This is a genomic window from Vibrio sp. 99-70-13A1, from assembly GCF_013114625.1.
Classification (GTDB): Bacteria; Pseudomonadota; Gammaproteobacteria; order Enterobacterales; family Vibrionaceae; genus Vibrio.
On record NZ_VTXD01000006.1, the window covers coordinates 24425 to 48371 of the forward strand.

At 41.8% G+C, this 23947-nt stretch carries 20 protein-coding genes; 11 read left to right on the top strand and 9 right to left on the bottom strand.

From position 1 onward, the window contains the following. Window positions 1-23: 23 nt before the first annotated feature. The 6 genes from leuO to F0226_RS06410 form a co-directional block, all read right to left on the bottom strand. Complete coding sequence (leuO, locus tag F0226_RS06385; protein ID WP_171734871.1) at window positions 24-983, bottom strand: transcriptional regulator LeuO; 960 nt, start codon at window positions 981-983, stop codon at window positions 24-26. Window positions 984-1330: 347 nt separating this feature from the next. Next, complete coding sequence (locus tag F0226_RS06390) at window positions 1331-2395, bottom strand: MJ1255/VC2487 family glycosyltransferase (RefSeq protein WP_171734872.1); 1065 nt, start codon at window positions 2393-2395, stop codon at window positions 1331-1333. 96 nt (window positions 2396-2491) lie between these two features. Further along, window positions 2492-3016, bottom strand: coding sequence for a phosphatase PAP2 family protein (locus F0226_RS06395; protein WP_171734873.1), 525 nt, complete (start codon window positions 3014-3016; stop codon window positions 2492-2494). Between the two features lie 194 nt (window positions 3017-3210). Then, window positions 3211-6318: an efflux RND transporter permease subunit gene (locus F0226_RS06400; RefSeq protein ID WP_171734874.1), complete on the bottom strand. Its 3108-nt coding sequence runs from the start codon at window positions 6316-6318 to the stop codon at window positions 3211-3213. Then, the gene (locus tag F0226_RS06405; RefSeq protein WP_171734875.1) at window positions 6315-7634 is read right to left on the bottom strand and encodes an HlyD family secretion protein; all 1320 of its coding nucleotides are present in this window, start codon (window positions 7632-7634) and stop codon (window positions 6315-6317) included. The genes F0226_RS06400 and F0226_RS06405 overlap by 4 nt, the downstream gene beginning before the upstream one ends. A 19-nt stretch (window positions 7635-7653) precedes the next feature. Continuing rightward, complete coding sequence (locus F0226_RS06410) at window positions 7654-8355, bottom strand: TetR/AcrR family transcriptional regulator (RefSeq protein WP_171734876.1); 702 nt, start codon at window positions 8353-8355, stop codon at window positions 7654-7656. Between the two features lie 571 nt (window positions 8356-8926). Between F0226_RS06410 and leuA the strand changes: the two genes are divergently transcribed. From leuA to F0226_RS06435, 5 genes are all read left to right on the top strand, one after another. Further along, entirely contained in the window at window positions 8927-10474 is a 1548-nt protein-coding gene (gene leuA, locus F0226_RS06415) for a 2-isopropylmalate synthase (protein WP_171734877.1), read from the top strand. A 136-nt stretch (window positions 10475-10610) separates the two neighbouring features. Next, a complete protein-coding gene (leuB, locus tag F0226_RS06420; protein ID WP_171734878.1) occupies window positions 10611-11702 on the top strand; it encodes a 3-isopropylmalate dehydrogenase in 1092 nt (363 codons plus the stop codon). Window positions 11703-11818: 116 nt separating this feature from the next. Beyond that, window positions 11819-13231 (top strand): 3-isopropylmalate dehydratase large subunit, encoded by a 1413-nt coding sequence (leuC, locus tag F0226_RS06425; protein ID WP_171734879.1) that lies wholly within the window; start codon window positions 11819-11821, stop codon window positions 13229-13231. 14 nt (window positions 13232-13245) lie between these two features. After that, complete coding sequence (leuD, locus tag F0226_RS06430; RefSeq protein ID WP_171734880.1) at window positions 13246-13848, top strand: 3-isopropylmalate dehydratase small subunit; 603 nt, start codon at window positions 13246-13248, stop codon at window positions 13846-13848. A 246-nt stretch (window positions 13849-14094) separates the two neighbouring features. Further along, window positions 14095-14877 (top strand): DUF547 domain-containing protein, encoded by a 783-nt coding sequence (locus F0226_RS06435; protein WP_171734881.1) that lies wholly within the window; start codon window positions 14095-14097, stop codon window positions 14875-14877. A gap of 131 nt (window positions 14878-15008) precedes the next feature. Here F0226_RS06435 and F0226_RS06440 read toward each other — a convergent pair whose 3' ends face one another. Then, complete coding sequence (locus F0226_RS06440) at window positions 15009-15554, bottom strand: DUF924 family protein (RefSeq protein ID WP_171734882.1); 546 nt, start codon at window positions 15552-15554, stop codon at window positions 15009-15011. Window positions 15555-15606: 52 nt separating this feature from the next. Then, the gene (gene djlA, locus F0226_RS06445) at window positions 15607-16461 is read right to left on the bottom strand and encodes a co-chaperone DjlA (RefSeq protein ID WP_171734883.1); all 855 of its coding nucleotides are present in this window, start codon (window positions 16459-16461) and stop codon (window positions 15607-15609) included. Between the two features lie 148 nt (window positions 16462-16609). Between djlA and lptD the strand changes: the two genes are divergently transcribed. The 6 genes from lptD (at window position 16610) to F0226_RS06475 (ending at window position 23377) form a co-directional block, all read left to right on the top strand. Further along, window positions 16610-18964 carry an LPS assembly protein LptD gene (lptD, locus tag F0226_RS06450; RefSeq protein ID WP_171734884.1) on the top strand — a complete coding sequence of 785 codons (2355 nt, stop codon included), beginning with the start codon at window positions 16610-16612 and terminating at the stop codon, window positions 18962-18964. A gap of 45 nt (window positions 18965-19009) precedes the next feature. After that, the gene (gene surA / locus F0226_RS06455) at window positions 19010-20305 is read left to right on the top strand and encodes a peptidylprolyl isomerase SurA (protein ID WP_171734885.1); all 1296 of its coding nucleotides are present in this window, start codon (window positions 19010-19012) and stop codon (window positions 20303-20305) included. Beyond that, the gene (gene pdxA / locus F0226_RS06460; protein WP_137374427.1) at window positions 20295-21302 is read left to right on the top strand and encodes a 4-hydroxythreonine-4-phosphate dehydrogenase PdxA; all 1008 of its coding nucleotides are present in this window, start codon (window positions 20295-20297) and stop codon (window positions 21300-21302) included. The genes surA and pdxA overlap by 11 nt, the downstream gene beginning before the upstream one ends. Beyond that, window positions 21299-22117: a 16S rRNA (adenine(1518)-N(6)/adenine(1519)-N(6))-dimethyltransferase RsmA gene (gene rsmA / locus F0226_RS06465; RefSeq protein ID WP_137374426.1), complete on the top strand. Its 819-nt coding sequence runs from the start codon at window positions 21299-21301 to the stop codon at window positions 22115-22117. The genes pdxA and rsmA overlap by 4 nt, the downstream gene beginning before the upstream one ends. Before the next feature lie 62 nt (window positions 22118-22179). Beyond that, complete coding sequence (apaG, locus tag F0226_RS06470; protein ID WP_137374425.1) at window positions 22180-22560, top strand: Co2+/Mg2+ efflux protein ApaG; 381 nt, start codon at window positions 22180-22182, stop codon at window positions 22558-22560. A 13-nt stretch (window positions 22561-22573) separates the two neighbouring features. Further along, window positions 22574-23377, top strand: coding sequence for a symmetrical bis(5'-nucleosyl)-tetraphosphatase (locus F0226_RS06475; protein ID WP_171734886.1), 804 nt, complete (start codon window positions 22574-22576; stop codon window positions 23375-23377). Between the two features lie 56 nt (window positions 23378-23433). Here F0226_RS06475 and folA read toward each other — a convergent pair whose 3' ends face one another. Further along, entirely contained in the window at window positions 23434-23916 is a 483-nt protein-coding gene (gene folA, locus F0226_RS06480) for a type 3 dihydrofolate reductase (protein WP_171734887.1), read from the bottom strand. Between the last annotated feature and the right edge of the window lie 31 nt (window positions 23917-23947).

Consider the following 23947-nt stretch of genomic DNA (forward strand, 5'->3'; position numbering starts at 1 on the left):
TTTAATATCAATAAGATAGCGGCTTAATTAAGCGCTACTACCTCACCGCAAATCATCATCAATTGATCTCGTAACCAAATGTGACCTTTATCTTTTTCACTTGATTCGTGCCAGCTTAAGTAACCTGAAATCGCAGCGTTATCGAATGGGAAATCAATCACTTGTAGTTGATCTTTATTCGCAGCATTTTCAACCATCCAGCGTGGAGCAATAGTCACAAGTTCAGATTGACCAACCACATACAGTACATTGCTTAAGCTTGTACCTTCGTAGTATGCCAAGCAGTCAAGATCACGATACGCTTGTTCAGAGAAACTGCGCTGACCATGAATGCGAGAAAGTTTTGCATGCTTTTCATCTAGCAATTCAGTCTTTGTCACTTCACCGTTGATACGTGGGTGAGATTTAGCAACAACAACCACTAATTCGTCTTGGAAAATTTCAGTGCTAGAGAAGCCTTGCTCATCAAATCGAGCATAATCGATCACAAAATCGATCTCTTGGTAACGCATACGCTCAGATAATTGACGATCAAATTCAGCATCCATATGCAATTGAACGTTTGGAGCTTGAGTACTGATAGACGACATAATCTTAGGTGCAAAACGCATATCGCATGGGCTACAAATAGCGAGCTTAAACATGCGTGAAGATGTCTCTGGAGAGAAAACAGAGCTTGGTAGTTCATTACGAACTAGCTGAAGCGCTTGACGAATTGGACCAAATAATTGACGAGCTCGCTGAGTCGGTTGAATACCACGACCCTGACGCATAAACAGTTCGTCATTAAACATCACTTTAAGACGCGCAACAGCGTTACTTACTGCTGGTTGAGACATTCCTAAATTGTGAGCTGCACGTGTGATGTTTTGTTCCTGCATTACTGCATCAAAAACAGTTAAAAGGTTTAAATCTACTCCACGTAATGTGCTTTCCATTCTATAGCTAGCAATAGCACTCATTGCATCTTTTTTCTCTAACATTCAGGTTGCCTCTTGTCATATTCGACAGCGTTAAATTTGTAATGGTATGGGAATAGATAACCACTGATTCTTATATTTGTCAGGCCGATATTTCTCGGCTGACTTCTACTATTAACCAATACTTCGCAGGTCGCCAACAAGATTGATAAAGAATAATGTAATTTTACCTCACCTATTAATTAGTTATTAAATTTCAATAATTTATACAATCATAAAAAAATATAAAATTGTTCAATTTTGGTTTTAAATATCCTTTGAGCTAAGACTTAGAACATTGGTTACAATTGTTACAAGTCATTGAGGCTGTGTATTAATGAGTAACCCCATTCAAAAACCTCAGCTATGAATCAATTTATTGATGCATAGCTAGGGAAATCAACCTTATCCCAGAGTTGCTTTCTCAGAGCATCTTGATTCGTCCAATTACCCGCTAAGACCCATTCCACAATCGCACTGGCAACGTCTGGGTAAGTGACTATTTCCGCTTGTTCTTCATTAAGCCAGCTACGTAAAATAGCAGGGTCTAAAAAACTCATAGTTTGAGCTAGACCTAAAGCTTCCAAAGTAGCAGCATTACTACGCTGTTCAAATTGCCCATCGAGAGGCTTCAAGAGTAACTTCTTTCCAAGAGTCAATGCCTCGGAAGGTAATTCAAAACCACCATTGGCCACGACTCCTGAGCACTGTTTTAAGTCCACTTGAAAATGATTAAAGCTTAAAGGTTTGAATACGACATTCTCGATTGTATTTTGCTCGATAATTTCTGGATGATAGCAAACAAATTGGTGTGAGATGAATTTCATCAATAATTCAGAAATTGCCTCTACACCTTCAAATGGTAGATAAACCAAAGTGAAATTTTGCTGATCTTGCCCTTCCGTTTTTTTACTCACTTCAGAACAAGTATGGACAATTGGAGGGAGAATCGGCTGTTCAAAGTGATACCAGTGCAAACCAATGTAATGCTCTGTTGGAGCAAAGTGCTGTATAACCGAATGCTCTATCCAATTCCCACCAGCTTTGGGGACATCAAATCGAAAAGCATTTTGATGGCTGATCCCAATGCAGGGCACTTTTTGTTTTCGTGCTGCCCAAGCGGTCACCGGTTCAAAGTCATTCAACACTAAATCATATTGCGTTAAATCGAGCTGCTTAATCTCTTTCACAAGTCGCCAGATACTATTTTTCATGAAGCTCTTTGAATACTTCACTTGGCCTTGTTCGCTATAAAACGTAAGCCCACTTCTTGTTTGGTAATCACCAAAATCTTCCATTGAAAAATACTTATTGGCATCTCGGCCTGAAAACAAGAAATCCACATCAATGTTTTGCTTACGAAATGCGATTGCCATTGCACGAGCGCGGGCTATGTGCCCATTTCCGGTTCCTTGTACACCATAGAGAATTTTCATTTTTAACGTCGACCACTCTTCTTGTTATCAATTTAGGCTATATAAGCTATTGCGACATAAGCTCTTGCTATATAAACCTGTCATATAAAAATCTAGTTATAGAACACTGTTTATCGCCAAGTTGGCGCACGCGATGCCTAAAGCGGCACCAATTAACACATCAGTAAGGAAATGCACCCCGAGTAAGATACGAGAAGTCCCAATTGCAAATGCCCAAACCAAGCAAGCCGGATATAAGCTTGGATAAAAGTGACCGATAACCGTTGCCATTAAAAATGCAGCAGCTGAGTGACCTGAAGGTAAGCTGTATTTATCTGATGGGACGATATGAGATTGGAGTAGTTCTGAAAACTCTGCGGGGCGACGGCGTTTAAGTGTATTTTTAGCTAGCCAATAAATCGGAAGTTCAATGGCAAAAGCGGTTAAGCCGACCATTAGAAAATCCTTTCCATATTGGCTATCAACGAATAAAGCCAACACTCCAAATAATAGATATAAATGCCCATCACCAGTATGTGAAATGGCTTTACTGACCATTGCACTCTGGTTGCAGTAGCGACTTCTTAAACAAAACAATGAAAATGCCACATCCCAGCGGACGATAGGCTCGATAGTACGCATGCGATCTTCCTTAGCCGTTTTTGATTCCATTAACGCTAAAGTTAGGCTCAATAAATGACAGTTGAGTGACGATTTTGCGGATAAAAAATGAACATTACTCAAATTTTGAAAGGGGTGATTTAAAAGCGATAAAACAAAAAAAGCGACTCTAGGTCGCTTTTTGTTATTAGTGATTAGCTATGAGTGAAAAGTGGCTAAGCTTCTAGTGGTTCATGCTTTTTGACCATTCCGAAATCCGCCAAAATGGCGTAGGCGGCAGGGATCATAAATAGCACAAGTAATGTTGAGGCAAAAATACCAAACACAATGGATATAACCAAAGGCTGAATAACCTGAGCTTGTAAACTTGTCTCCGTCAGCAGCGGTAATAAACCCGCAGCCGTGGTCATGGATGTCAAAAATACTGCACGAAAACGCTCACGGCTCGCCTTCACTACCGAGTCATGCACGCTGTCCCCTTCATCCACATGGTGCCTGATATATTGCACGAGCAAGATTGAGTCATTCACCACTATCCCTGCTAAAGAAACAAAACCCATCATGCTCGGCATGCTAAGTGAGTGCCCTAACAACCAGTGCCCAATAACCACACCAATAAACGCAAGTGGAATGGCAAGCATTACCACCACAGGCTCTAGGTAACTTCTAAACTGATAACTAAGAATGGCAAAAACACCAAACAGCCCGAGTAAGAAGCCTTTCCCCATTGAAGCACCTGTTTTAGCGGCATCCTTAGCTTCACCTTCAAAATCAAAACGTAGCCCAGGGTATTTAGTCGTAAGCTTACTTGCTTCTTCTCTTTGGAATTGAAGTAAAATGGCTGACGAGCTGGCTTTCTTGTTATCAATATCACCAAAAACACTGACCGTTCTTAACCCATCAATACGTTGAATTCGAACGTAGTTTCTTTGGAAATCTAGAGTCGCCAAAGTGGCTAGTGGGATCTGGCTACCATCACTGGTAATAATCGGGAAGTTAGCAAGTTGCTGTAAGTCACCGGCTTGAGCTTTATCCAAACGTACTTCAATAGAGATATTTTCAACGCCCAACTGGATTTCGTCTGCGGTTTGTCCAAAGAATGCAGCACGCAGCTGTGATGCGATCATTTGTCCATTTACGCCATAAGTTTCTGCGCCATCACGTAATTTAACCAACACCTCTTCTTTACCCATGCGCATGTCATCAAGCACACCATGGACACCATCAAAGCGGTTCAGGTAGTTTTGAATATCAATAGAAGCTGACTTCAATTCATCTAAGTCATCATGCTTCACTCTGATCTCAATCGCGCGACCACCAGGTCCCATCGTTGGCTGCTTAAATACAAGGGAGATTGGGTCCGCAAGATCGCCTATGTCTTCTCGCCAAGCATCAATAAAATCATCGATGACAGTGTTACGACTTTCTGACCCTCGTAAGTCGAGTCGCACTGTTGCAAGGTGAGGTCCTGACTCATTGGCATCCGCATTAGCATTGAATTGGCTTGTGATATGTTCAACTAATGTGTTGCCCTCCTCTACTTGCTCACTCCACTCTTCATTTAATCGCTGCGCTGATGTGACAATTCTATCCACTACCTTTTCGGTTTGTGCGAGTGACGAACCAGGAGGAAGAATAATACGAGCTTCTGCAATATCCCCATCAAGTTCAGGGAAAGGTTGGAATTTAACTAAGCCACCAACAATTAATGAAATGGATATCAGTAAAAGTGCTAGCACACCTCCCATAAAGGCATAACGGTACGCTACCACTTTTTCAACCGCATTCATCAATGTTGTATTTCTGAAGTTTTCAAACTTCTCAAGTAATACCACTTTAAAGCGTAACGCTGGTTTTTCTTTTTTCTCTTTATGCAAAGAGTGAGAAAGGTGATTTGGCAGAATTAAAAATGCTTCAACTAGGCTCAGTGACAGCACCAAAATCAGAACCTGTGGTACCGCTTTAAGTACTGCCCCCATTTCCCCGTCAAGAAACAGTAAACTACCGAAAATACAGACGGTTGTTAAAAATGAAGACAATACGCCCGGGAAGACTTTTTTCACGCCGTTATAAACCGCGTCATCGACTTTCTGCCCTCTGTCTAGGTGAGAAGCTATCGACTCTGCAATTACGATGGCGTCATCCATCATGATCCCGATCGCCATTAATAGACCGACAAGAGACATGATATTGATGGATAAACCTAGGTTAGCCATTAAAAATAAGCCACCTAAGAAAGCAACAGGAAGACCCGCTGCAACCCAAAATGAATAACGTAAACTGAAGAACAACCACATGGTCGCAAACACAAGAACAATACCTTGCCAGCCATTACTGACCATCATGGTCAACCTGTCCCAAAGCACTGATGACAAGTCATTGGTCATCTGTAATGTCACGCCGTCAGGAGCTACGGCACGTTGATCGTCTACAAACTGAGTCACGCGTTCTTTTATACGCAGCGCATCATCTTCTTTGTTTTTACTAATTTTAAGCAGTGCTGACGGTTTACCATCAAACAAGACTTTTTGTTCATCAAGCTCAAACCTATCAGTGATCGTCGCTATGTCTCGTAAGCGAATCACAGATCCATTTGCAGCAGAGCCCACTACAATATTTTCAAGCTCTACAGGGGTCACTCTTCTTTCATCAAAACGAATTAGGAAGTGTTTATCTGGCGTTTCAATATTACCACTCGGTAATTTAATATTTTGTCTGCCAATTTGATCGGCAATATCACCGACCGTTAGCCCAAGCTGCCTGATCGCTTGCCCATCTAATTCCACGCGATACTGGTGATCAGAAAATCCACTGACTTCAACCAGTGAAACCTCATAATCTAACTTCATGATCCGCTTAAGATCTTCCGCATAAGCTTTCAAATCCGGCCAAGAAGTATTTGCCGTGATGGCAACATCAACAACAGGCTCATTCCAGTCTAGCTCTTGGACAATAGGAGACTCGATTTCAGAAGGAAAATCATTAATGGAATTGATCTGTGTTTGAACATCCACCAGCATTCGACCAATATCTGCTTTTTCATTGAGCTTTAAAATCAGCCGTGCACTACCTTCAATGGCCTCACATTGCGTCTCTTCTATGTTAGATAAACCATCTACTGCGTCTTCCATACGAATACATAAGCTTTCTTCTACTTCCTGAGGAGAAGCTCCGGGATACACGACCCCAGCCATAATGTAAGGAGGATCATAAGCAGGGAAGGTTTCTCGTTTGATCGTGGATAATGAGCTTATCCCCATTATCAATAAACCCAGCATCAATAAATTGGCTGCGGTTGGATGACGAGAGAAAAACTTAATCATAGTGAGCTTTCCTCTGCATCATTAAGGGTAGACTCACGCAATAGCATTCCATCAATTGCAGGCAGAATATCATTTAAGATCAGCTTATCGCCTTGCTCAAAATCTCCTTCAACTACAACGGTATTATCTCGACGGTAAATCACAGATACCGGCTGCATTTTCAACCGGCTGTCTTGACCAAACATATACACAGTATCACCATGTAATGCTCGCTCAGGGATCACCCAACTCGGGTTGGCGACACCTTCAATTTCAGCCCTCACAAACATGCCATTTACTAAAGGGGGCACGCTGCTTGGCTTAAGTTGTGTGTAATCTTGTTGGATCTCTAAAATCACACCCGCTGTTGCTTGGCTTTCATCAACCGTTTCGCTGATCCTCGCCACTTTGGCGTCCCACTGTGCATGCAAGTTACCGCTGCTTAATTCAATAATGGCGGAAATTGGTGAAGTATCGGGATTTGGAATACCGGATTCATCTCGGCTAAAATCGCTCAAACTCGATGCCAACACTTGCATGTCATGGATCGATAACTGTGCTTCCACTTCCATGACATCAATACCATGGGCAATCACCATGGTTTGCTGCAAATTCACGACTTGGTTTTGTTCAATATCGACCTGAGCAATGCGCATTGCCTTAAGCAAGGTCACGCTGGTTTTATCAAGTGATCGCTGAGCTTCTTGTACTTTAGAGACATTGACCTTAACAACCGCTTCTGCAACGCGTTTTTCATCTGGCATCAAAGCAATTTGGTTTTCGACATCAAGAACTAACTTGCGTTGAGACAAAGCACTTTGCTCTTGGAGATCAACATCTGATTGCGAGGTGAGACCTTTCTTGCGAAGATCTTGCTTTCTTTGGAGCTCTTTATTGCTGATCACTAACCGATTTTTTTCGATCTTCAACGTCTGTTTTAAATTACTTTCTTCAAGGGTTAATTTCGCCAACGATGTTTGGCTGGATTTGAGATCCGCTTGAGCTTGAATCAACTTCAATTCGTAATCTAAAGGATCAATTCTAAGCACCTCAGTACCGGCAGGGATCACCTGACCTTTTTCAAGGTTAGGATGGCGATAGACAATCTTCCCTGTTACTTCAGCAATGGCTTTCCACTCCACTTTCGGTGTGACCTTTCCAAAACCCACCGCCAATGGCGCCATTGGCTGTTTTTCCAAAATAACAGTATCAACTAACCTAGCTCGATCTCCCGCAGGTTTGGTTGGTAAGTCAGGTCGTAAATTGGATGCAATAAAAAGGGTCACGACACCTACCGCAAGCGCAGGAAAAAACAGGAGTTTACGATTTATTTTCATTGTTATAGTCCTTTAATAACTACGCAGTAGGTTTTTCAGATACAGAAGGTAAAGATGCCAAAAGTGGCGACGTGTCAGAATAAGACGATGATTCAGTATTAATAAACCCTGAAGTCATCAATTGAATATTGTGTTCGATTAAGCGATTCAAAAAGGCATCATTAAGTTCGACACCATGCAAAGCAAGCAATGGCGGAGGCGCTATAAAAGGAAACACCATTAAGCTGACAAAAGAAATTCTGCACAGTTTTGGATCCATTCCTTCCTTTAAGACACCACTTTCCACCAACTTGCCAAATATGGCATCTTGGCAAGGTTTAGTCACATCAAGGAAGACTTTCTCTAGTAACCCTCTTTGCATGTCTGAAGGCGGCATATTCATCACTTGTGCGATCAAGCGAGGGAACCTAGGGGTTTTGACCATTTCTTTATAGTAAGTTCTCATTAAACCGATGAAGTTTTCTTGATTGCTGTTTTGCACCAGCTTATCCATCTGCACTTTCATCGGTTCGAGTGTTTCTCGCACCATGCTTTCAAATAGACCAGCTTTATTGCCAAAGTAATAACGGATCATCGCAATATTGACCCCAGCTCGCTCGGCGATTAGGCGAGTTGATACTTTGTCATATGAGTGGATAACAAATAAGTCTCGTGCACTACTAATCAGTAACTCCCGAGCTTCAGTTTTATGATGTGGTCGACCGGCTTTTCTGGTTGTCATATCCATTACCATCAGTTTGGCATTAATTAATCACTGATTAATTCTAGACTATAGAGTCTAAATGGTAAGCGGAATAATTAACCAAAAGTTAATCAATTGATTAATTAATCAAATCTTAAATAAAAACATCATGTCGATTGTTAACAATAAAAAAGATCGACACAAAACTTTAACCCATCTATACCCATCAACATAACGTCAACATCTACATAAAACATACAGCTCGGAATATATAACCATAAAACATTAAAAAATAAGAACAAACCAAATGAATCATTACCTCGATGATGCTTTTATTGGATTTTCCCGTTTGACGACTAGAATAAATTGCGGTAAATATGGTGTTAACAGTTTATTTACGGATATTTGTGTAATGCCTTTTTCTTTTACTCTACTGCTGAAACTTCTCCTTATCGTGAACCAATCGCGTGGGTAAGTTGTGGGTGAAGATACACACAAATATGAAACCCGCGCTAAGCGGGTTTTTTTGTAACTAACGACACTTAAAGAACATCATTCTTAATAACAATCTGGATAGCAATCGATTTAATATCGAAATAAGGAAGCACCCATGAACGATCAAGTGATAATTTTTGATACGACCTTACGTGATGGTGAGCAAGCATTGGCTGCAAGCCTAACGGTAAAAGAGAAGTTACAAATTGCATATGCGCTTGAGCGACTGGGTGTAGATGTTATTGAAGCTGGATTCCCTGTTTCTTCTCCAGGTGATTTTGAATCCGTTCAAACTATTGCGCGTAACATTAAAGGTAGCCGTATTTGTGCACTTTCTCGCGCAGTAGCAAAAGACATTGACGCAGCAGCCGAAGCATTAAAAGTTGCAGAGCAGTTCCGTATCCACACTTTCATTTCAACTTCAACGGTTCACGTTCAAGATAAACTGCGCCGTAGCTACGACGATGTTGTAGAGATGGCAGTAAAAGCCGTTAAACACGCTCGTAACTACACTGATGACGTTGAGTTCTCTTGTGAAGATGCAGGGCGTACGCCTATCGACAACTTATGTCGAATGGTTGAAGCCGCGATCAACGCAGGTGCGAAAACCATCAATATTCCAGATACTGTGGGCTACACCGTACCTAACGAGTTTGGTGGCATTATTCAAACGCTTTTCAACCGTGTTCCAAACATCGATCAAGCGATCATTTCTGTCCACTGTCACGATGACCTTGGCATGTCCGTTGCCAACTCTATCGCAGCGGTTCAAGCCGGAGCGCGCCAAGTGGAAGGCACAATCAATGGTATCGGTGAGCGTGCAGGTAACTGTTCTCTAGAAGAAATTGCGATGATCATCAAGACACGCCAAGAGCTACTAGGCGTAACGACTGGTTTGAAATACGACGAAATTCACCGTACAAGTAAGTTAGTGAGCCAACTTTGTCATATGCCAATCCAAGACAACAAAGCAATTGTCGGTGCTAATGCATTTAGCCACTCTTCAGGCATCCACCAAGACGGTATGCTAAAGAATAAAAACACATACGAAATCATGACTCCTGAGTCTATTGGTCTTAAGAATAAAGCATTGAACTTAACCAGCCGTTCTGGACGTGCTGCTGTGAAGAGCCATATGGATACAATGGGCTACAAAGAAACTGAGTACAACCTAAATTCACTATATGATGACTTTGTAAAACTAGCGGACCGTAAAGGACAAGTCTTTGACTACGACTTAGAAGCTCTAATGTACTTCTCTAACCTTCGTGATGAAGATGACTTTTATAAACTTAACTACCTAAGCGTGCAATCTGGTAGTGTTATGTCTACAACGAGTGTCAAGCTTCAATGTGGTGATGAAGAGAAGTGCGAAGCGGCTGTGGGTAATGGTCCCGTTGATGCACTTTATCAATGTATCTACCGCGTAACCGGCTATGAAATTGTATTAGATAAGTTTGACCTAACAGCAAAAGGCGAAGGTGAAGATGGCTTAGGTCAAGCCGATATCATCGCTAACTACAAAGGTCGTAAATACCACGGAACGGGCATTTCTACGGATATCGTTGAAGCGTCAGGTGAAGCTCTATTACATGTGATTAATAGCATTCATCGTGCTGACCAAATTGCGGAAATGAAACAAAATAAAGCCGCAGCTGAATAAAAACACCAAATAACAGACACCTTAGTGTCAACCTCAATTCAGCGACATAAACGCTGTAATCAGAAGGGTTATTTGGCACTAAGGACAAAGAATAAAGTGAGCACACCAAGCTCAATATTAGAATTAAAGGATTAACATGACTGTAAAATCATACAAAATTGCCGTTTTACCGGGTGATGGCATCGGCCCAGAAGTAATGCAGCAAGCGAACAAAGTACTAAACGCAATTGAAAAGAAGCACGCGATCAGCTTCTCTCGTGAAGAGTATGATGTCGGTGGTATTGCTATTGATAACCACGGCTGTCCACTTCCAGAAGCAACAGTTACAGGCTGTGAAGAATCCGACGCCGTATTGTTCGGCTCTGTTGGTGGTCCTAAATGGGAACACCTTCCACCTAATGATCAACCTGAGCGTGGCGCCCTACTTCCACTTCGTAAACACTTCCAACTATTTTGTAACCTGCGCCCTGCGCAAATCCATGCTGGCTTAGAAGGTTTCTCTCCTTTACGTGCTGATATTTCAGGTCGTGGATTCGATATCGTTGTGGTTCGCGAACTGACAGGTGGCATTTACTTCGGCCAACCTAAAGGTCGTGAAGGTGAAGGTCCTAATGAAAAAGCATTCGACACTGAGGTTTACCACCGCTACGAGATCGAACGTATTGCAAAGATTGCTTTTGAATCTGCACGTCTACGTAACAAAAACGTTTACTCAATCGACAAAGCAAACGTACTACAAAGCTCTATCTTATGGCGTGAAGTAGTTGAAGAAATCGCAAAAGATTACCCAGATGTAAAACTGAGCCATATGTACATTGATAACGCAACGATGCAGCTTATCAAAGATCCTTCTCAGTTTGATGTGATGCTTTGTTCAAACATCTTCGGTGACATCATCTCTGATGAATGCGCAATGATCACAGGCTCTATGGGCATGCTTCCTTCTGCTAGCCTGAACGAAAGTAACTTCGGTCTATACGAACCAGCAGGCGGTAGTGCTCCTGATATCGCAGGTAAGAACATCGCGAACCCTGTTGCTCAGATCCTTTCTGCTGCACTAATGCTACGTTACAGCCTAGGCGAAGAAGCGGCAGCACAAGATATTGAAACAGCAGTATCTAAAGCACTTTCTGCAGGCGAGCTAACAGCAGACCTTGCGGGCGATAACCAAGCGCTTACAACTTCAGAAATGGGCGATAAGATCGCAGAGTACATTTTAGCTTCATAAGTTAGATGTTCTGATTAGAAGCAAATACATAAGAATAATATCAAGCCAAGTCAGCCTAAACGGATTACTTGGTTTGAAAAAAACACTGGGACGGATGCTCCCAAGGAAGAAAAGCTATGTCGACAAACCAGCAAGCAAAAACCTTATACGAAAAAGTTTATGACGCTCACGTTGCAGTAGCAGCGAAAGGCGAAACTCCAATTCTTTATATCGATCGCCACCTAGTCCACGAAGTAACATCGCCACAAGCTTTTGATGGTCTGCGTGAAAAAGGTCGTAAAGTTCGCCAAGTGAACAAAACTTTCGCCACAATGGACCACAACGTTTCCACTCTAACGAAAGACATCAACGCTTCTGGTGAGATGGCTCGTATCCAAATGGAAACGCTATCGAAAAACTGTGAAGAGTTTGGTGTGACGCTTTACGACCTAAACCACAAATACCAAGGTATTGTTCACGTCATGGGACCGGAACTAGGCATTACTCTTCCGGGTATGACGATTGTATGTGGTGACTCGCATACCGCTACTCACGGTGCATTTGGTTCACTGGCATTTGGTATCGGAACTTCAGAAGTTGAGCACGTTCTTGCTACTCAAACGTTAAAACAAGATCGCGCTAAAACGATGAAAATTGAAGTAAAAGGCAAAGTAGCGCAGGGCATTACAGCAAAAGATATAGTGCTAGCGATCATTGGTAAGACAACGGCAGCTGGTGGTACAGGCTACGTAGTTGAATTCTGTGGTGAGGCAATTACAGACCTTACGATGGAAGGTCGAATGACAGTATGTAACATGGCAATCGAACTGGGTGCTAAAGCAGGCCTAATCGCTCCAGATGAAACCACTTACGAATACATCAAAGGTCGTAAATTCTCTCCAGAAGGCGAAGAATTAGAAGCGGCAATTGAATACTGGAACACATTGAAAACCGATGCTGATGCAGAGTTCGATGCTGTTGTAACGCTAGAAGCAGCAGGCATCAAACCACAAGTCACTTGGGGTACTAACCCAGGTCAGGTTATCTCTGTAGATACACCAATCCCTGCACCAGAAAGCTTTGCAGACCCAGTTGAAAAAGCATCAGCAGAAAAAGCTCTGGCTTACATGGGGCTTGAAGCGGGCAAGTCATTATCTGACTACAACGTTGATAAAGTGTTCGTTGGTTCTTGTACGAACTCTCGTATCGAAGACATGCGTGCAGCTGCAGCGATTGCAAAAGGTCGCCAAGTAGCGAAACACGTTCAAGCACTTATCGTTCCTGGTTCTGAGCAAGTGAAAGCACAAGCAGAAACAGAAGGCTTAGATAAGATCTTTATCGAAGCAGGCTTCGAGTGGCGCTTACCAGGCTGCTCTATGTGTCTTGCAATGAACAATGACCGTCTTGGTCCACAAGAACGCTGTGCTTCTACATCAAACCGTAACTTTGAAGGTCGCCAAGGCCGTGATGGTCGTACGCACCTAGTTAGCCCAGCAATGGCAGCCGCCGCCGCTATCGCTGGTCACTTTGTCGATATTCGTGAATTTTAATTAGAGGATTTAACATGTCAGGTTTTCAACAACACACCGGATTAGTCGTTCCTCTAGATACGGCCAACATCGATACAGATGCGATAATTCCAAAGCAGTTTCTACAAAAAGTGAACCGCATTGGTTTTGGTAAGCACTTATTCCACGACTGGCGCTTCCTAGATGATGCTGGTCAGCAAGCAAACCCTGAGTTTGTTATGAACGAGCCTCGCTACCAAGGCGCTTCGATTCTACTGGCTCGTGAAAACTTTGGTTGTGGTTCATCTCGTGAACACGCCCCTTGGGCACTTGCCGATTACGGCATCCAAGTGATGATAGCTCCAAGCTTTGCCGATATTTTCTACGGTAACTCGATCAATAACCAGATGGTGCCGGTTCGTCTTACAGAGCAGGAAGTCGATGAGCTATTCCAGTTCGTTGAAGCGAATGAAGGCGCTGAAATTACCGTTGATTTAGAAGCACTGAAAGTATCTGCGAACGGTAAACAGTACTCATTTGAAATTGATGATTTCCGCCGTCATTGCCTGCTCAACGGGTTAGACAATATTGGTCTAACCTTACAGCATGAAGAAAAGATCTCAGCATTCGAAGAAAAGATCCCAAGTTTCTTAGCTTAATAGCTTAATAGCTTAATAGCTTTTGAAGCATATTGGCTTTGAGGCTTAAAGGTTCTTAAACTTTAATGAGTACACAGAATAAAGATTGGCTATTTGCCAATCTTTTCTTTTATCTGAAAGAAAATAAAGGAATGGCAGGTCGTATTATCTACTGCATTGAATACCTGCAGTGCTAAGATCCATTAATCAGATTGTCTCAATGAATCATTCCAAGAATCATAGAACAAACGTCAACTGGAGATAAACATGAAATATGTACTGCTAATGATAAGTATGCTGTTTTCTACATTAAGTTGGTCAGCACCTAAATCAGAGTTATGGGTTTATTGGAACCAGAGTAATGAACAAAACCAAGCCTCAATCTCACACCACGCCTGGCAAGATTTCCTTGATAGTTATTTGGTAAAAGAAGGTGAGAATACTTTAGTTAGTTATCACTCAGTCAGTGACTTAAACAAGGCTCAATTAAATACTTACATAAAGCAGTTAGAGCAGGTAAACCCGCTTGACTACTCTAAGAATGAACAATATGCCTATTGGGTTAATTTATATAACGCGGTAACGGTTGATCTTATCTTAGAGGCTTACCCAATTAAATCGATCACTAAATTGGGGGGGATATTCAGCTTTGGTCCTTGGGGGGATGACGTAGTTAAAGTGAATGGCAAAGACCTAACTTTAAATGACATCGAACATAGAATTTTGCGCCCTATCTGGCAAGATGCAAGAACCCACTACGCCGTAAATTGTGCGAGCCTAGGTTGCCCTAACCTACAGCAAGCCGCTTTTACAGCATCCAACACCGATGCATTATTAGAACAAGCGGCTACGCAATTTATATCGAGTAAAAAAGGGGTTCATCAACAAGGTGACCAGTTAATTCTTTCCTCTATTTATGAATGGTTTAGCGAAGATTTCGGTAATAAGCAATCACTAACTAAACATTTAGAGAAATATCAAAATCAGCCGATTAACCTTAACCAAAAAGTGTCCTACGAATACGATTGGTCGCTTAACGAAAGTAAATAGCTTTGGGTACCCTTTAACTTTAGATATCCCTCTACAGTTATATCTAAAGTTATAGATAGCCTTTATTTAATGACAAAAAAGGAGACTCTCGTCTCCTTTTTTCATCAGTTGTCGCTTAACTCACTCATTGACTAAAAGCTCGATCCTGGCTCTTGTAAAAACTCAATCTCTTCAGCTGTTGATTTTCGTCCTAGAATCTCATTACGGTGTGGATAACGACCAAAGCGCTCGATAATCACTTTATGCTTATGTTCAAAGTCTATATTACCTTCAAGTCCATTTTTCTCGAACAGCTCCACGGCTTGCTCATGAACCACTAAAGACTCACTGTGCATATACGGCATGTATAAAAAACTGCGCTGAGATGGAGTCAGCAATTGATCAAACCCACCAGCAACCGCTTCTTGAGCAAGAGCAAGCGCCATTGAATCAGCAGCAAATGCACCAGCAGTATTTCGCCCAATATTTCTTGAAAATTGATCAAGTACGATAATTTCAGCCAGACGCCCTTCAGCTGAAGTGCGCCATTCAAATAATTCACTTTGAATGGCGGCTTGGTACACCTGACCAAATCGACTTTCAATCAAATTGTCGATTTCCTGCCCGCCAACAAACCAATCTTTTGGGGTTAACTCTTCAAACCAAAAATCAATGACTTCTTGATAATCCATTACCATTACTCCTTTTTGGCTCTAACATACAAAGCCAGTGCGTAATTCGATACTAGCGTTACTTAAAACCTTTCTCTTTTTTGATTAGATCATAAGCATTTTGAATTTCTTGTGACTTTTCTTTTGCTACGTTCATCATCTCAGGAGGTAAACCTTTCGCCATCAATTTATCTGGGTGATGTTCGTTCATTAGCTTACGGTAAGCACGTTTCACCGCTTTTCCATCTGAACTCTCTGGTAAGTCTAATACTTTAAATGCATCAGCAAGGTGATCTCGTTGTGCGGCTTGATGCCAGCCAGAGGATTGACCTGTTCCTTGTTGCCCACCAAAGCTCCCTCCTTGCTGTTGAAAACGAAAAGCCGCTTCTTGCATTTGTAAACGGCGCTCTAATTGCTCAGAAGAGAAACCTAACCCTTTAGCAATTTTGTGCAAAACTTCTCTTTCACTTGGGTGCAAGTCACCATCAGCAAAGGCTGCCGATACTTGTAGCTCTAAGAAAAATTGAAGTAAATCAAACCGACCACCTGAAGATATTTTTACTCGCTCTAAAAAATCATTAAGCGGAAAGCCGCTTTCTTTGCCTTCTCGAAACGCATCTTGCGCAGCTTTACGTTGTTCTCCGTGTAGATTCATCCGTTCCATCATTGTGGAAGCTAGTTGAATCTCTTCACGTGTGACTTGCCCTTTCGCCTTTGCTACATGCCCCATGACAGCGAATGCCGCTTTAAAAAATTCATTCTGTTTTTCAGCTTGGTTCGGTCCTCGACCAAAACCAGATGAGTTAAAACCAGATTGATTTAAGCGACGAGCTTTATCGAATTGGTGCCCTAAAAAAAGACCGAAGATCAGACCTAAAGGGCCTCCAAACAAAAAGCCAAAGAAGGCTCCTAAGATTTTGCCAAATATCTGCATTATGTGTTCTCTATCAATGAATTTTTTTCGAGTAACGCGGTCTTATAGTGCCTGATGCCATTATTTCCTTTATCATAAGGAAAGCGCTTTATTCAGTGGATTGATATTAAATCAGCCCTTCTTTTTGTGACATAGGATCGTTCACTTCATGCAATGTTTCTCCCGCACTCTGTTAGCTGCTTCTATTAGCACCGCATTATTTGTGCCGACAACTCAAGCTGAAACAACCAAAGACAGTGTGCAGGAAATGCCCTCTGCAGATCAATGCTTGATCACACCTTCGGATAATTCAGACCTTCAATTACCCGCACAAGTTGAAGCCGATCGACTTGAAGCGATTAACGGTCAAAAAGCCAGTTACTCTGGAGACGTAAAAGTCACGCAAGGAAACAAAATTATTCTTGCCGATAAAGTCACTCTACATCAGCAAGAAAATATTGTCGTTGCTGAGGGTGATGTTACTTTCAATGATGGCCAAGTTAAAGCTACATCCAGCAAAGTGACCAATAATCTAACAACAAATGAATTTGAGTTAGAAGATACACAATATGAGTTTTTATGTGAACAAGGTCGTGGCGAAGCCGTTTATGTAACAAAAACAGGCAAAGCTATCTATGAAATGAAAGATGGCTCCATTACTTCTTGTCCTGAAGGTGATAATTCATGGCGACTCAAAGCATCTAGCATTGAATTAGACCAAAACGAAGAACAAGCGACGCTGGTTAACCCTCGTTTCGAAATACAAAGTGTGCCAGTTTTCTACCTTCCTTACATGACTGTCCCTGTTGGTGATACCCGTAAAACAGGTTTCCTATACCCTACTGTTTCTTATGGTTCCAGTGACGGTTTTGAAGCCGAGATTCCATTTTATTGGAACATTGCACCCAATTACGATCTTGAAGCTACATTAAAACAGATGCAGGAAAGGGGAACCCAGCTTAATTCCGAATTCCGTTATCTCACTCATTTTGGGGAAGGCAGCATAAAGTCGGAATATCTTTATGATGACCAAAAGTACCCAGATAGAGGTAACCGCTGGGGTGGACAACTGACCTTTGATGGCATCTATCAAGAATCTTGGAAGTTCAATATAGATTACTCTGAAGTCAGTGATGTGGATTACTTTACTGATGTCGATTCTTCGCTTGGTAATCGTGAAGATGGGCAACTGTTGCAAACCGGTGAAGTTGCTTACCGTACCCAAAATTGGGACACCTCCCTCGCAGTTCGTGATTTCCAAGTTTTAACGGAAGAAGGTAACCAGCCATATAGGTTGATGCCACAGCTCAAATTTAACTATTACGCCCCTATAGTGTGGGATGTCGTCGAAATAGACATGAAGTCTCACTTATCACGTTTCGAAACCGATGCAACAGGAAAACCTTCTGCAACGAGAGTGCATGTAGAACCAGGTGTGAAAATTCCACTAAGTACAACTTGGGGCTCTTGGACAACAGAGGCTCGAGTTTTGGGTACCTACTACCAACAAGATCTTAATGGTGTAGATACAACCACAGGTTCTGATTATGAAGGGCTTGAAGAAAACGTTTCTCGCATCATTCCTGAATTCAGAAGTCATGCAGGGCTTGTTTTAGAACGTGATACTACGGTTCTAAATGGTTACACCCAAACACTAGAACCTCAAGTTCAGTACCTTTTTGTACCAGAAGAAAATCAGAATGATATTGGCTACTACGATACCACCTTACTCCAAACCGATTACTATGGGCTTTTCCGTAGTCGAAAATACAGTGGTGTAGACCGAATAGCAGCAGCAAATCAGCTCAGCTACGGTGCCTCTTCTCGATTTTTTGATGACGCCTATAAAGAACGTTTGAATGTCTCATTCGGTCAGATTTTCTTTATTGATAAAGATACAAAATCTCCAGATGCCACCAGTACTGAAGAATCAAAATCAAACTATTCATCTTGGGCTGTAGAAGTAGATTTCAATTATGACGATTACTTCTTCTATCATGGTGGCGTTCAATACGACATTGACTCAGGGTCGATGCAGCTTGCAAATAGCACCTTTGAATACAAGCTAGACAAAGGTTTTGTGCAAACGAACTATCGCTACGTAACGAAAGAATATATTGATGATAACGTCGGTGAAAGCATTCCTGACATTAACTCAATTACTCGAGATGGCATTTCACAAGCTGGTATTGTGAGTGGTTACCAACTCAATAGAAACTGGTACGCCAGTGCTCAGTACTACCATGATATGAATGAAGATATTGCAATTGAGTGGCTAGCTAACCTGCGTTACAGCTCTGATTGTTGGTATGTAGGAATGACATACAGCAACGAGCTGAGAAGTTGGTCTGGTGATACTGGTTATGCAAATCCAGATTCAAATCCTGAGTATGAAAATAACTTCAGTATTAATTTTGGTATTGTCGGTTTTGGCACCAATATTGGCTCAGGTTCTACAGAAAAGGGTTATGACAGCTCAGGTAACTCTCTTGAGTATGGTCGCCCATTTTTCTTAAATAACTAATTTTTCTTTATTGATGTTGAATCAATAAGTTTCAAAGGACTACAAATGAAATTGTGGAAACAAACCCTACTTGCTATTGCAACTGCATGTAGCTTTTCAGCCGTTCACGCAGCACCAGTTGAATTAGATAAAGTAAAAGTCATTGTGAATGAAGGTGTCATATTACAAAGTGATATTGATACATCATTAAAAACACTTCGCGCTAATGCAAAGAAAAGTAGCCAAGCTCTGCCATCTGAAGATGTACTGATTGAACAAGTCCTTGAGAAGCTGATCATTGATACCATTCAAAACCAAGAAGCCGAGCGTATTGGAGTTCGAATAGATGATACTCGCTTGAACCAATCTATCGCTGATATTGCAAAAGAGAACAATCAAACGATTGATGAACTCACGGCTTCTGTCGCATCTGAAGGGTTAACTTACACTGCTTTCCGAGAGCAAGTACGTAAAGAAATTGCAGCAAATGAAGCTAGAAATGCTCTTGTTCGTCGACGTATCAATATCCTACCAGCAGAAGTCGATAACCTTGCAGACATCCTTGCTCAAGAAACGAATGCTACCGTCCAGTATCAAATTGGTCATATTCAACTAAGATTTAATGATGACCAAACGAAAGAAGAGCTTGAAACTCAAGCTAATGAACTTGTTGAAAAACTAAATTCAGGTGAAGACTTCAGCACAATGGCATACACCTATTCTAAAGGTCCAAAAGCGCTGCAAGGCGGGGATTGGGGCTGGATGAGAAAAGAAGAGATGCCAACAATATTTGCTGACCAAATCAAAATGCAAAACAAAGGCAGTGTCATTGGTCCGTTTAGAAGTGGTGTCGGTTTCCACATTCTTAAAATTGAAGATATCAAAGGCTTAGAAACCGTAGCGGTTACCGAGGTCAATGCTCGTCATATCCTTCTTAAACCAACAGTTATCCTTAGTGATGACGGTGCAAAACAGCAATTAACTGAGTTTGTTCAAAGAATTAATGCCGGTGAGATTACCTTCGGAGAACTGGCGCAGCAATACAGCCAAGATCCAGGCTCAGCAGTTCAAGATGGTGAACTAGGTTACCAAACACCAGATTTATATGTTCCCGAGTTTAAGCACCAAGTAGAGACCATCGCTAAAGGTCAAATCAGTGAACCTTTTAAAACGGTACACGGCTGGCATATTGTCGAAGTCTTAGACCGTCGTGAAGTCGATAGAACGGATTCAGCATTAAAGAATAAAGCATACCGAATTCTATTTAACCGTAAATTCAACGAAGAAGCGGGCGCATGGCTCCAAGAACTACGAGCAAGTGCTTTTGTAGAAGTGGTTCAGGAAGACCAAGATGACAACTAAACCGAACTCTGAAATCAAGCGTATCGTCGTTACGGCTGGTGAACCTGCGGGGATAGGTCCGGATCTGACCCTTTCCCTTTCTCAAGAGAATTGGGAGCATCAAATTGTTGTCTGCGCAGATAAACACATGCTTGCAGAAAGAGCCTCACTTCTTGGTATTGATGTCGATCTCATTGATTACGATGCCAAAAAACCAGCTTCGGCTCAACGCTCAGGAACATTAGTTGTTAAGCACATTCCATTAGCCGTGCCAGCTCTTGCTGGTGAGCTCAATGAAGCGAATGGTCATTATGTATTAAATACTTTAGAAACCGCCGCAATTGGCTGTATGAATAATGAATTTGATGCTATTGTCACCGGCCCTGTTCATAAGGGTGTAATTAACCGTGCTGGCGTTGCATTTAGCGGCCACACTGAGTTCTTTGCAGAAAAGTCCAATACTCCACTCGTGGTGATGATGTTGGCAACTGAAGGGCTGCGTGTTGCACTTGTAACAACACACATCCCTCTAGCTTATGTATCTCAAGCTGTAACCGAAGAAAGACTAGAAGAAATCATCAGAATTCTTCACAAAGATTTAGTCGATAAATTCGCAATTGAGAAACCGACCATTTATGTCTGTGGGTTAAACCCACATGCAGGTGAAGATGGCTGTTTAGGTCGTGAAGAAATAGAAACCATCACACCAACGCTAGAAAAAATTCGTCAACAAGAAGGTATAAACCTGATTGGTCCATTGCCAGCAGATACCATCTTTAATGAAAAATATTTGCAAGATGCAGATGCTGTTTTAGGTATGTATCACGACCAAGTACTCCCTGTATTAAAATACAAAGGTTTTGGTCGCTCAGTGAACATCACACTTGGTTTGCCGTTTATTCGAACATCTGTCGATCACGGTACAGCCTTAGACTTGGCAGGAAAAGGTCAAGCCGATACAGGGAGCTTTAGAACAGCGCTCACGCACGCCATTGAATTAGTAGAGAAAAAACAATGAGAAATGATGTCCACTTAGGGCACAAAGCGCGTAAACGTTTTGGTCAAAACTTTTTAAACGATCCATACATTATTGATGGCATCGTATCTGGAATCAACCCACTTCCAGGTCAAAACCTAGTTGAGATCGGCCCTGGTTTGGGCGCAATTACTGAACCAGTTGGAAAGCTGGTCGATAAGCTAACAGTAATTGAATTAGATAGAGATCTAGCAGAACGTCTACGAAATCATCCAGATCTTGCAGAAAAGCTAACCATTCATGAAGGCGATGCTATGCGTTTCGACTTTAATGAATTAGTGAAGCCAAATAATAAACTGCGTATCTTTGGTAACTTGCCATACAACATTTCAACGCCGTTAATGTTCCACCTTTTTGAATTCCATAAAGACATTTCTGATATGCACTTTATGCTTCAAAAAGAAGTGGTGAACAGACTAGCGGCTGGTCCTGGCAGTAAAACTTATGGTCGTTTAACTGTGATGGCACAATATTACTGCAAAGTAACGCCTGTACTTGAAGTACCACCAACAGCGTTTGTTCCGCCACCAAAAGTAGATTCAGCAGTAGTTCGCCTTCAACCATACGAAGTGCTTCCTTACCCTGCGAAGAACTTGAAATGGCTTGATCGTGTTTGTCGTGAAGGTTTCAACCAACGACGTAAAACAGTACGTAACTGTTATAAAACTCTGCTGAGTAAAGAGATTCTAGAAGAGCTTGGAGTGAATCCAGGTATGCGCCCTGAGAATCTGACTCTAGAACAATTTGTTGATATGGCAAACTGGCTAGAAGACAATCACAGCGCTGAAAAGCAATAATGAAAAGGCTCCTACACTTCGGTGAGGAGCCTATTTTTTAGTTGAGGGATCAAGGAGCAAATATGGATATCTCTACGCCCTGCATCAAATGCCAAGTGCACACTAAATACATAAAAGAACAATCACAACCAGATAAAAGCCGCTATGTTTTTGCCTACATCATTACAATCAAAAATCTAAGTAAAAGCACAGTTCAATTAATGACTCGTCGATGGCTAATCACCGACTCCAATGGTAAGCAATTAACTATCGAAGGTGATGGCGTGGTGGGGCAACAACCTATCATTGAGCCTAATGATGAATACACTTACACCAGTGGAACCGTGATTGAAACGCCTGTAGGTGTTATGCAAGGGCACTATGTAATGGCAGATCAAGATGGAAACGACTTTTTCGCGGAAGTGGATCCTTTTAGGTTAGCGATCCCTAACATTCTTAATTAACAAGAGAGCCTTCGTGTCTAACTATATTGTTGGTGATATCCAAGGTTGTTTCGATGAGCTGCAACTTTTATTAAACAAGATTAATTTTGACCGTAAAGTCGATACTTTATGGGTGGCCGGAGATCTTGTCGCAAGAGGACCCAAGTCTCTAGAAACTCTACGTTTTATTAAGTCTCTAGGGCAATCAGCAAAAGTCGTCTTAGGTAATCACGATTTACACCTTCTTGCAGTATCTCTAGAGCTGTTTCCAGCAAAAGCAAAAGATAAAACGCTCCCTATTTTGGAAGCGCCTGATAAATTAGAACTTCTGGAATGGCTTCGACACCAACCCTTAATGCAAGAGCATAACGAATTTGTTATGAGCCATGCGGGCATTTCACCGCAGTGGAATTTACCTCAAGCTCGCTCAGCAAATGAAGAAGTCACCTCTGTATTACAATCTGAAAATTGGCGTTGGTTGATAGAAAACATGTACAGTAATGAGCCAGACTATTGGGACATCGACCATACTGGAATAGATCGCTATCGCTATATTATCAACAGCTTTACTCGCATGCGCTTTTGCTCCCATGACGCCCGTTTAGACATGGCATGCAAACTACCACCAAAAGAAGTCACTGATGGCTCTTATATCCCATGGTTCGAATTACCAAGCAGGATCAAATTAGAAAAAACCGTATTATTTGGTCACTGGGCTGCACTTGAAGGGTATTCAGGAAAAGAAGTCATTGGGCTAGATACTGGATGTGTTTGGGGCGGTGAATTAACAGCACTAAGGTGGGAAGATAAGAAGTTCTTCACGCAGAAAGCGATATAGGTCTAAACCTTATTTGTATAGCTTGCTTTACACCAGTAAAGCAAGCTATTAGAAAACTATAAACGCTCTAAAATAGTAAATTCCATATCGTAAGCATTCTTCTCATCAGCTCGATAAGCTTCACTTGTAACCTTATTCCAGCCCTCTCCCCAATCAGGAAACTGAGTATCACCCTCAACAGAAAGATCTATATGCGTTAAATACAGCTTATTCGCCAGAGGTAAACAGCTCGAATAAATCGCCCCCCCGCCAATAATCATCACTTCATCAACATTATTAACGGCTTCAAGTGCTGCTTCAATTGAAGTCACGGTTGTCACACCTTCAATAAATAATGATGAATCACGACTAATCACGATATTTAAGCGACCAGGTAAAGGACGACCAATAGACTCATAAGTCTTACGTCCCATCACTACAGGTTTTCCCATAGTAGAACGCTTAAACCAAGCAAAATCCGCAGGTAAGTGCCAAGGCATTTGATTGTCTTTACCAATTACACGGTTATCTGCCATAGCAGCAATCATACTTATGATCATGTGAGTGTCAGTCCTATTTAATTACGATTAA

Coding starts and splice junctions, on each gene's coding strand:
- lptD (WP_171734884.1), top strand. CDS start 16,610: ATGCAATGTTTCTCCCGCACTCTGTTAGCTGCTTCTATTAGCACCGCA.
- leuB (WP_171734878.1), top strand. CDS start 10,611: ATGACTGTAAAATCATACAAAATTGCCGTTTTACCGGGTGATGGCATC.
- F0226_RS06440 (WP_171734882.1), bottom strand. CDS start 15,554: ATGGTAATGGATTATCAAGAAGTCATTGATTTTTGGTTTGAAGAGTTA.
- F0226_RS06405 (WP_171734875.1), bottom strand. CDS start 7,634: ATGAAAATAAATCGTAAACTCCTGTTTTTTCCTGCGCTTGCGGTAGGT.
- leuA (WP_171734877.1), top strand. CDS start 8,927: ATGAACGATCAAGTGATAATTTTTGATACGACCTTACGTGATGGTGAG.
- F0226_RS06400 (WP_171734874.1), bottom strand. CDS start 6,318: ATGATTAAGTTTTTCTCTCGTCATCCAACCGCAGCCAATTTATTGATG.
- rsmA (WP_137374426.1), top strand. CDS start 21,299: ATGAGAAATGATGTCCACTTAGGGCACAAAGCGCGTAAACGTTTTGGT.
- F0226_RS06410 (WP_171734876.1), bottom strand. CDS start 8,355: ATGACAACCAGAAAAGCCGGTCGACCACATCATAAAACTGAAGCTCGG.
- F0226_RS06390 (WP_171734872.1), bottom strand. CDS start 2,395: ATGAAAATTCTCTATGGTGTACAAGGAACCGGAAATGGGCACATAGCC.
- pdxA (WP_137374427.1), top strand. CDS start 20,295: ATGACAACTAAACCGAACTCTGAAATCAAGCGTATCGTCGTTACGGCT.
- leuC (WP_171734879.1), top strand. CDS start 11,819: ATGTCGACAAACCAGCAAGCAAAAACCTTATACGAAAAAGTTTATGAC.
- surA (WP_171734885.1), top strand. CDS start 19,010: ATGAAATTGTGGAAACAAACCCTACTTGCTATTGCAACTGCATGTAGC.
- djlA (WP_171734883.1), bottom strand. CDS start 16,461: ATGCAGATATTTGGCAAAATCTTAGGAGCCTTCTTTGGCTTTTTGTTT.
- F0226_RS06435 (WP_171734881.1), top strand. CDS start 14,095: ATGAAATATGTACTGCTAATGATAAGTATGCTGTTTTCTACATTAAGT.
- leuO (WP_171734871.1), bottom strand. CDS start 983: ATGTTAGAGAAAAAAGATGCAATGAGTGCTATTGCTAGCTATAGAATG.
- leuD (WP_171734880.1), top strand. CDS start 13,246: ATGTCAGGTTTTCAACAACACACCGGATTAGTCGTTCCTCTAGATACG.
- apaG (WP_137374425.1), top strand. CDS start 22,180: ATGGATATCTCTACGCCCTGCATCAAATGCCAAGTGCACACTAAATAC.
- F0226_RS06395 (WP_171734873.1), bottom strand. CDS start 3,016: ATGCGTACTATCGAGCCTATCGTCCGCTGGGATGTGGCATTTTCATTG.
- folA (WP_171734887.1), bottom strand. CDS start 23,916: ATGATCATAAGTATGATTGCTGCTATGGCAGATAACCGTGTAATTGGT.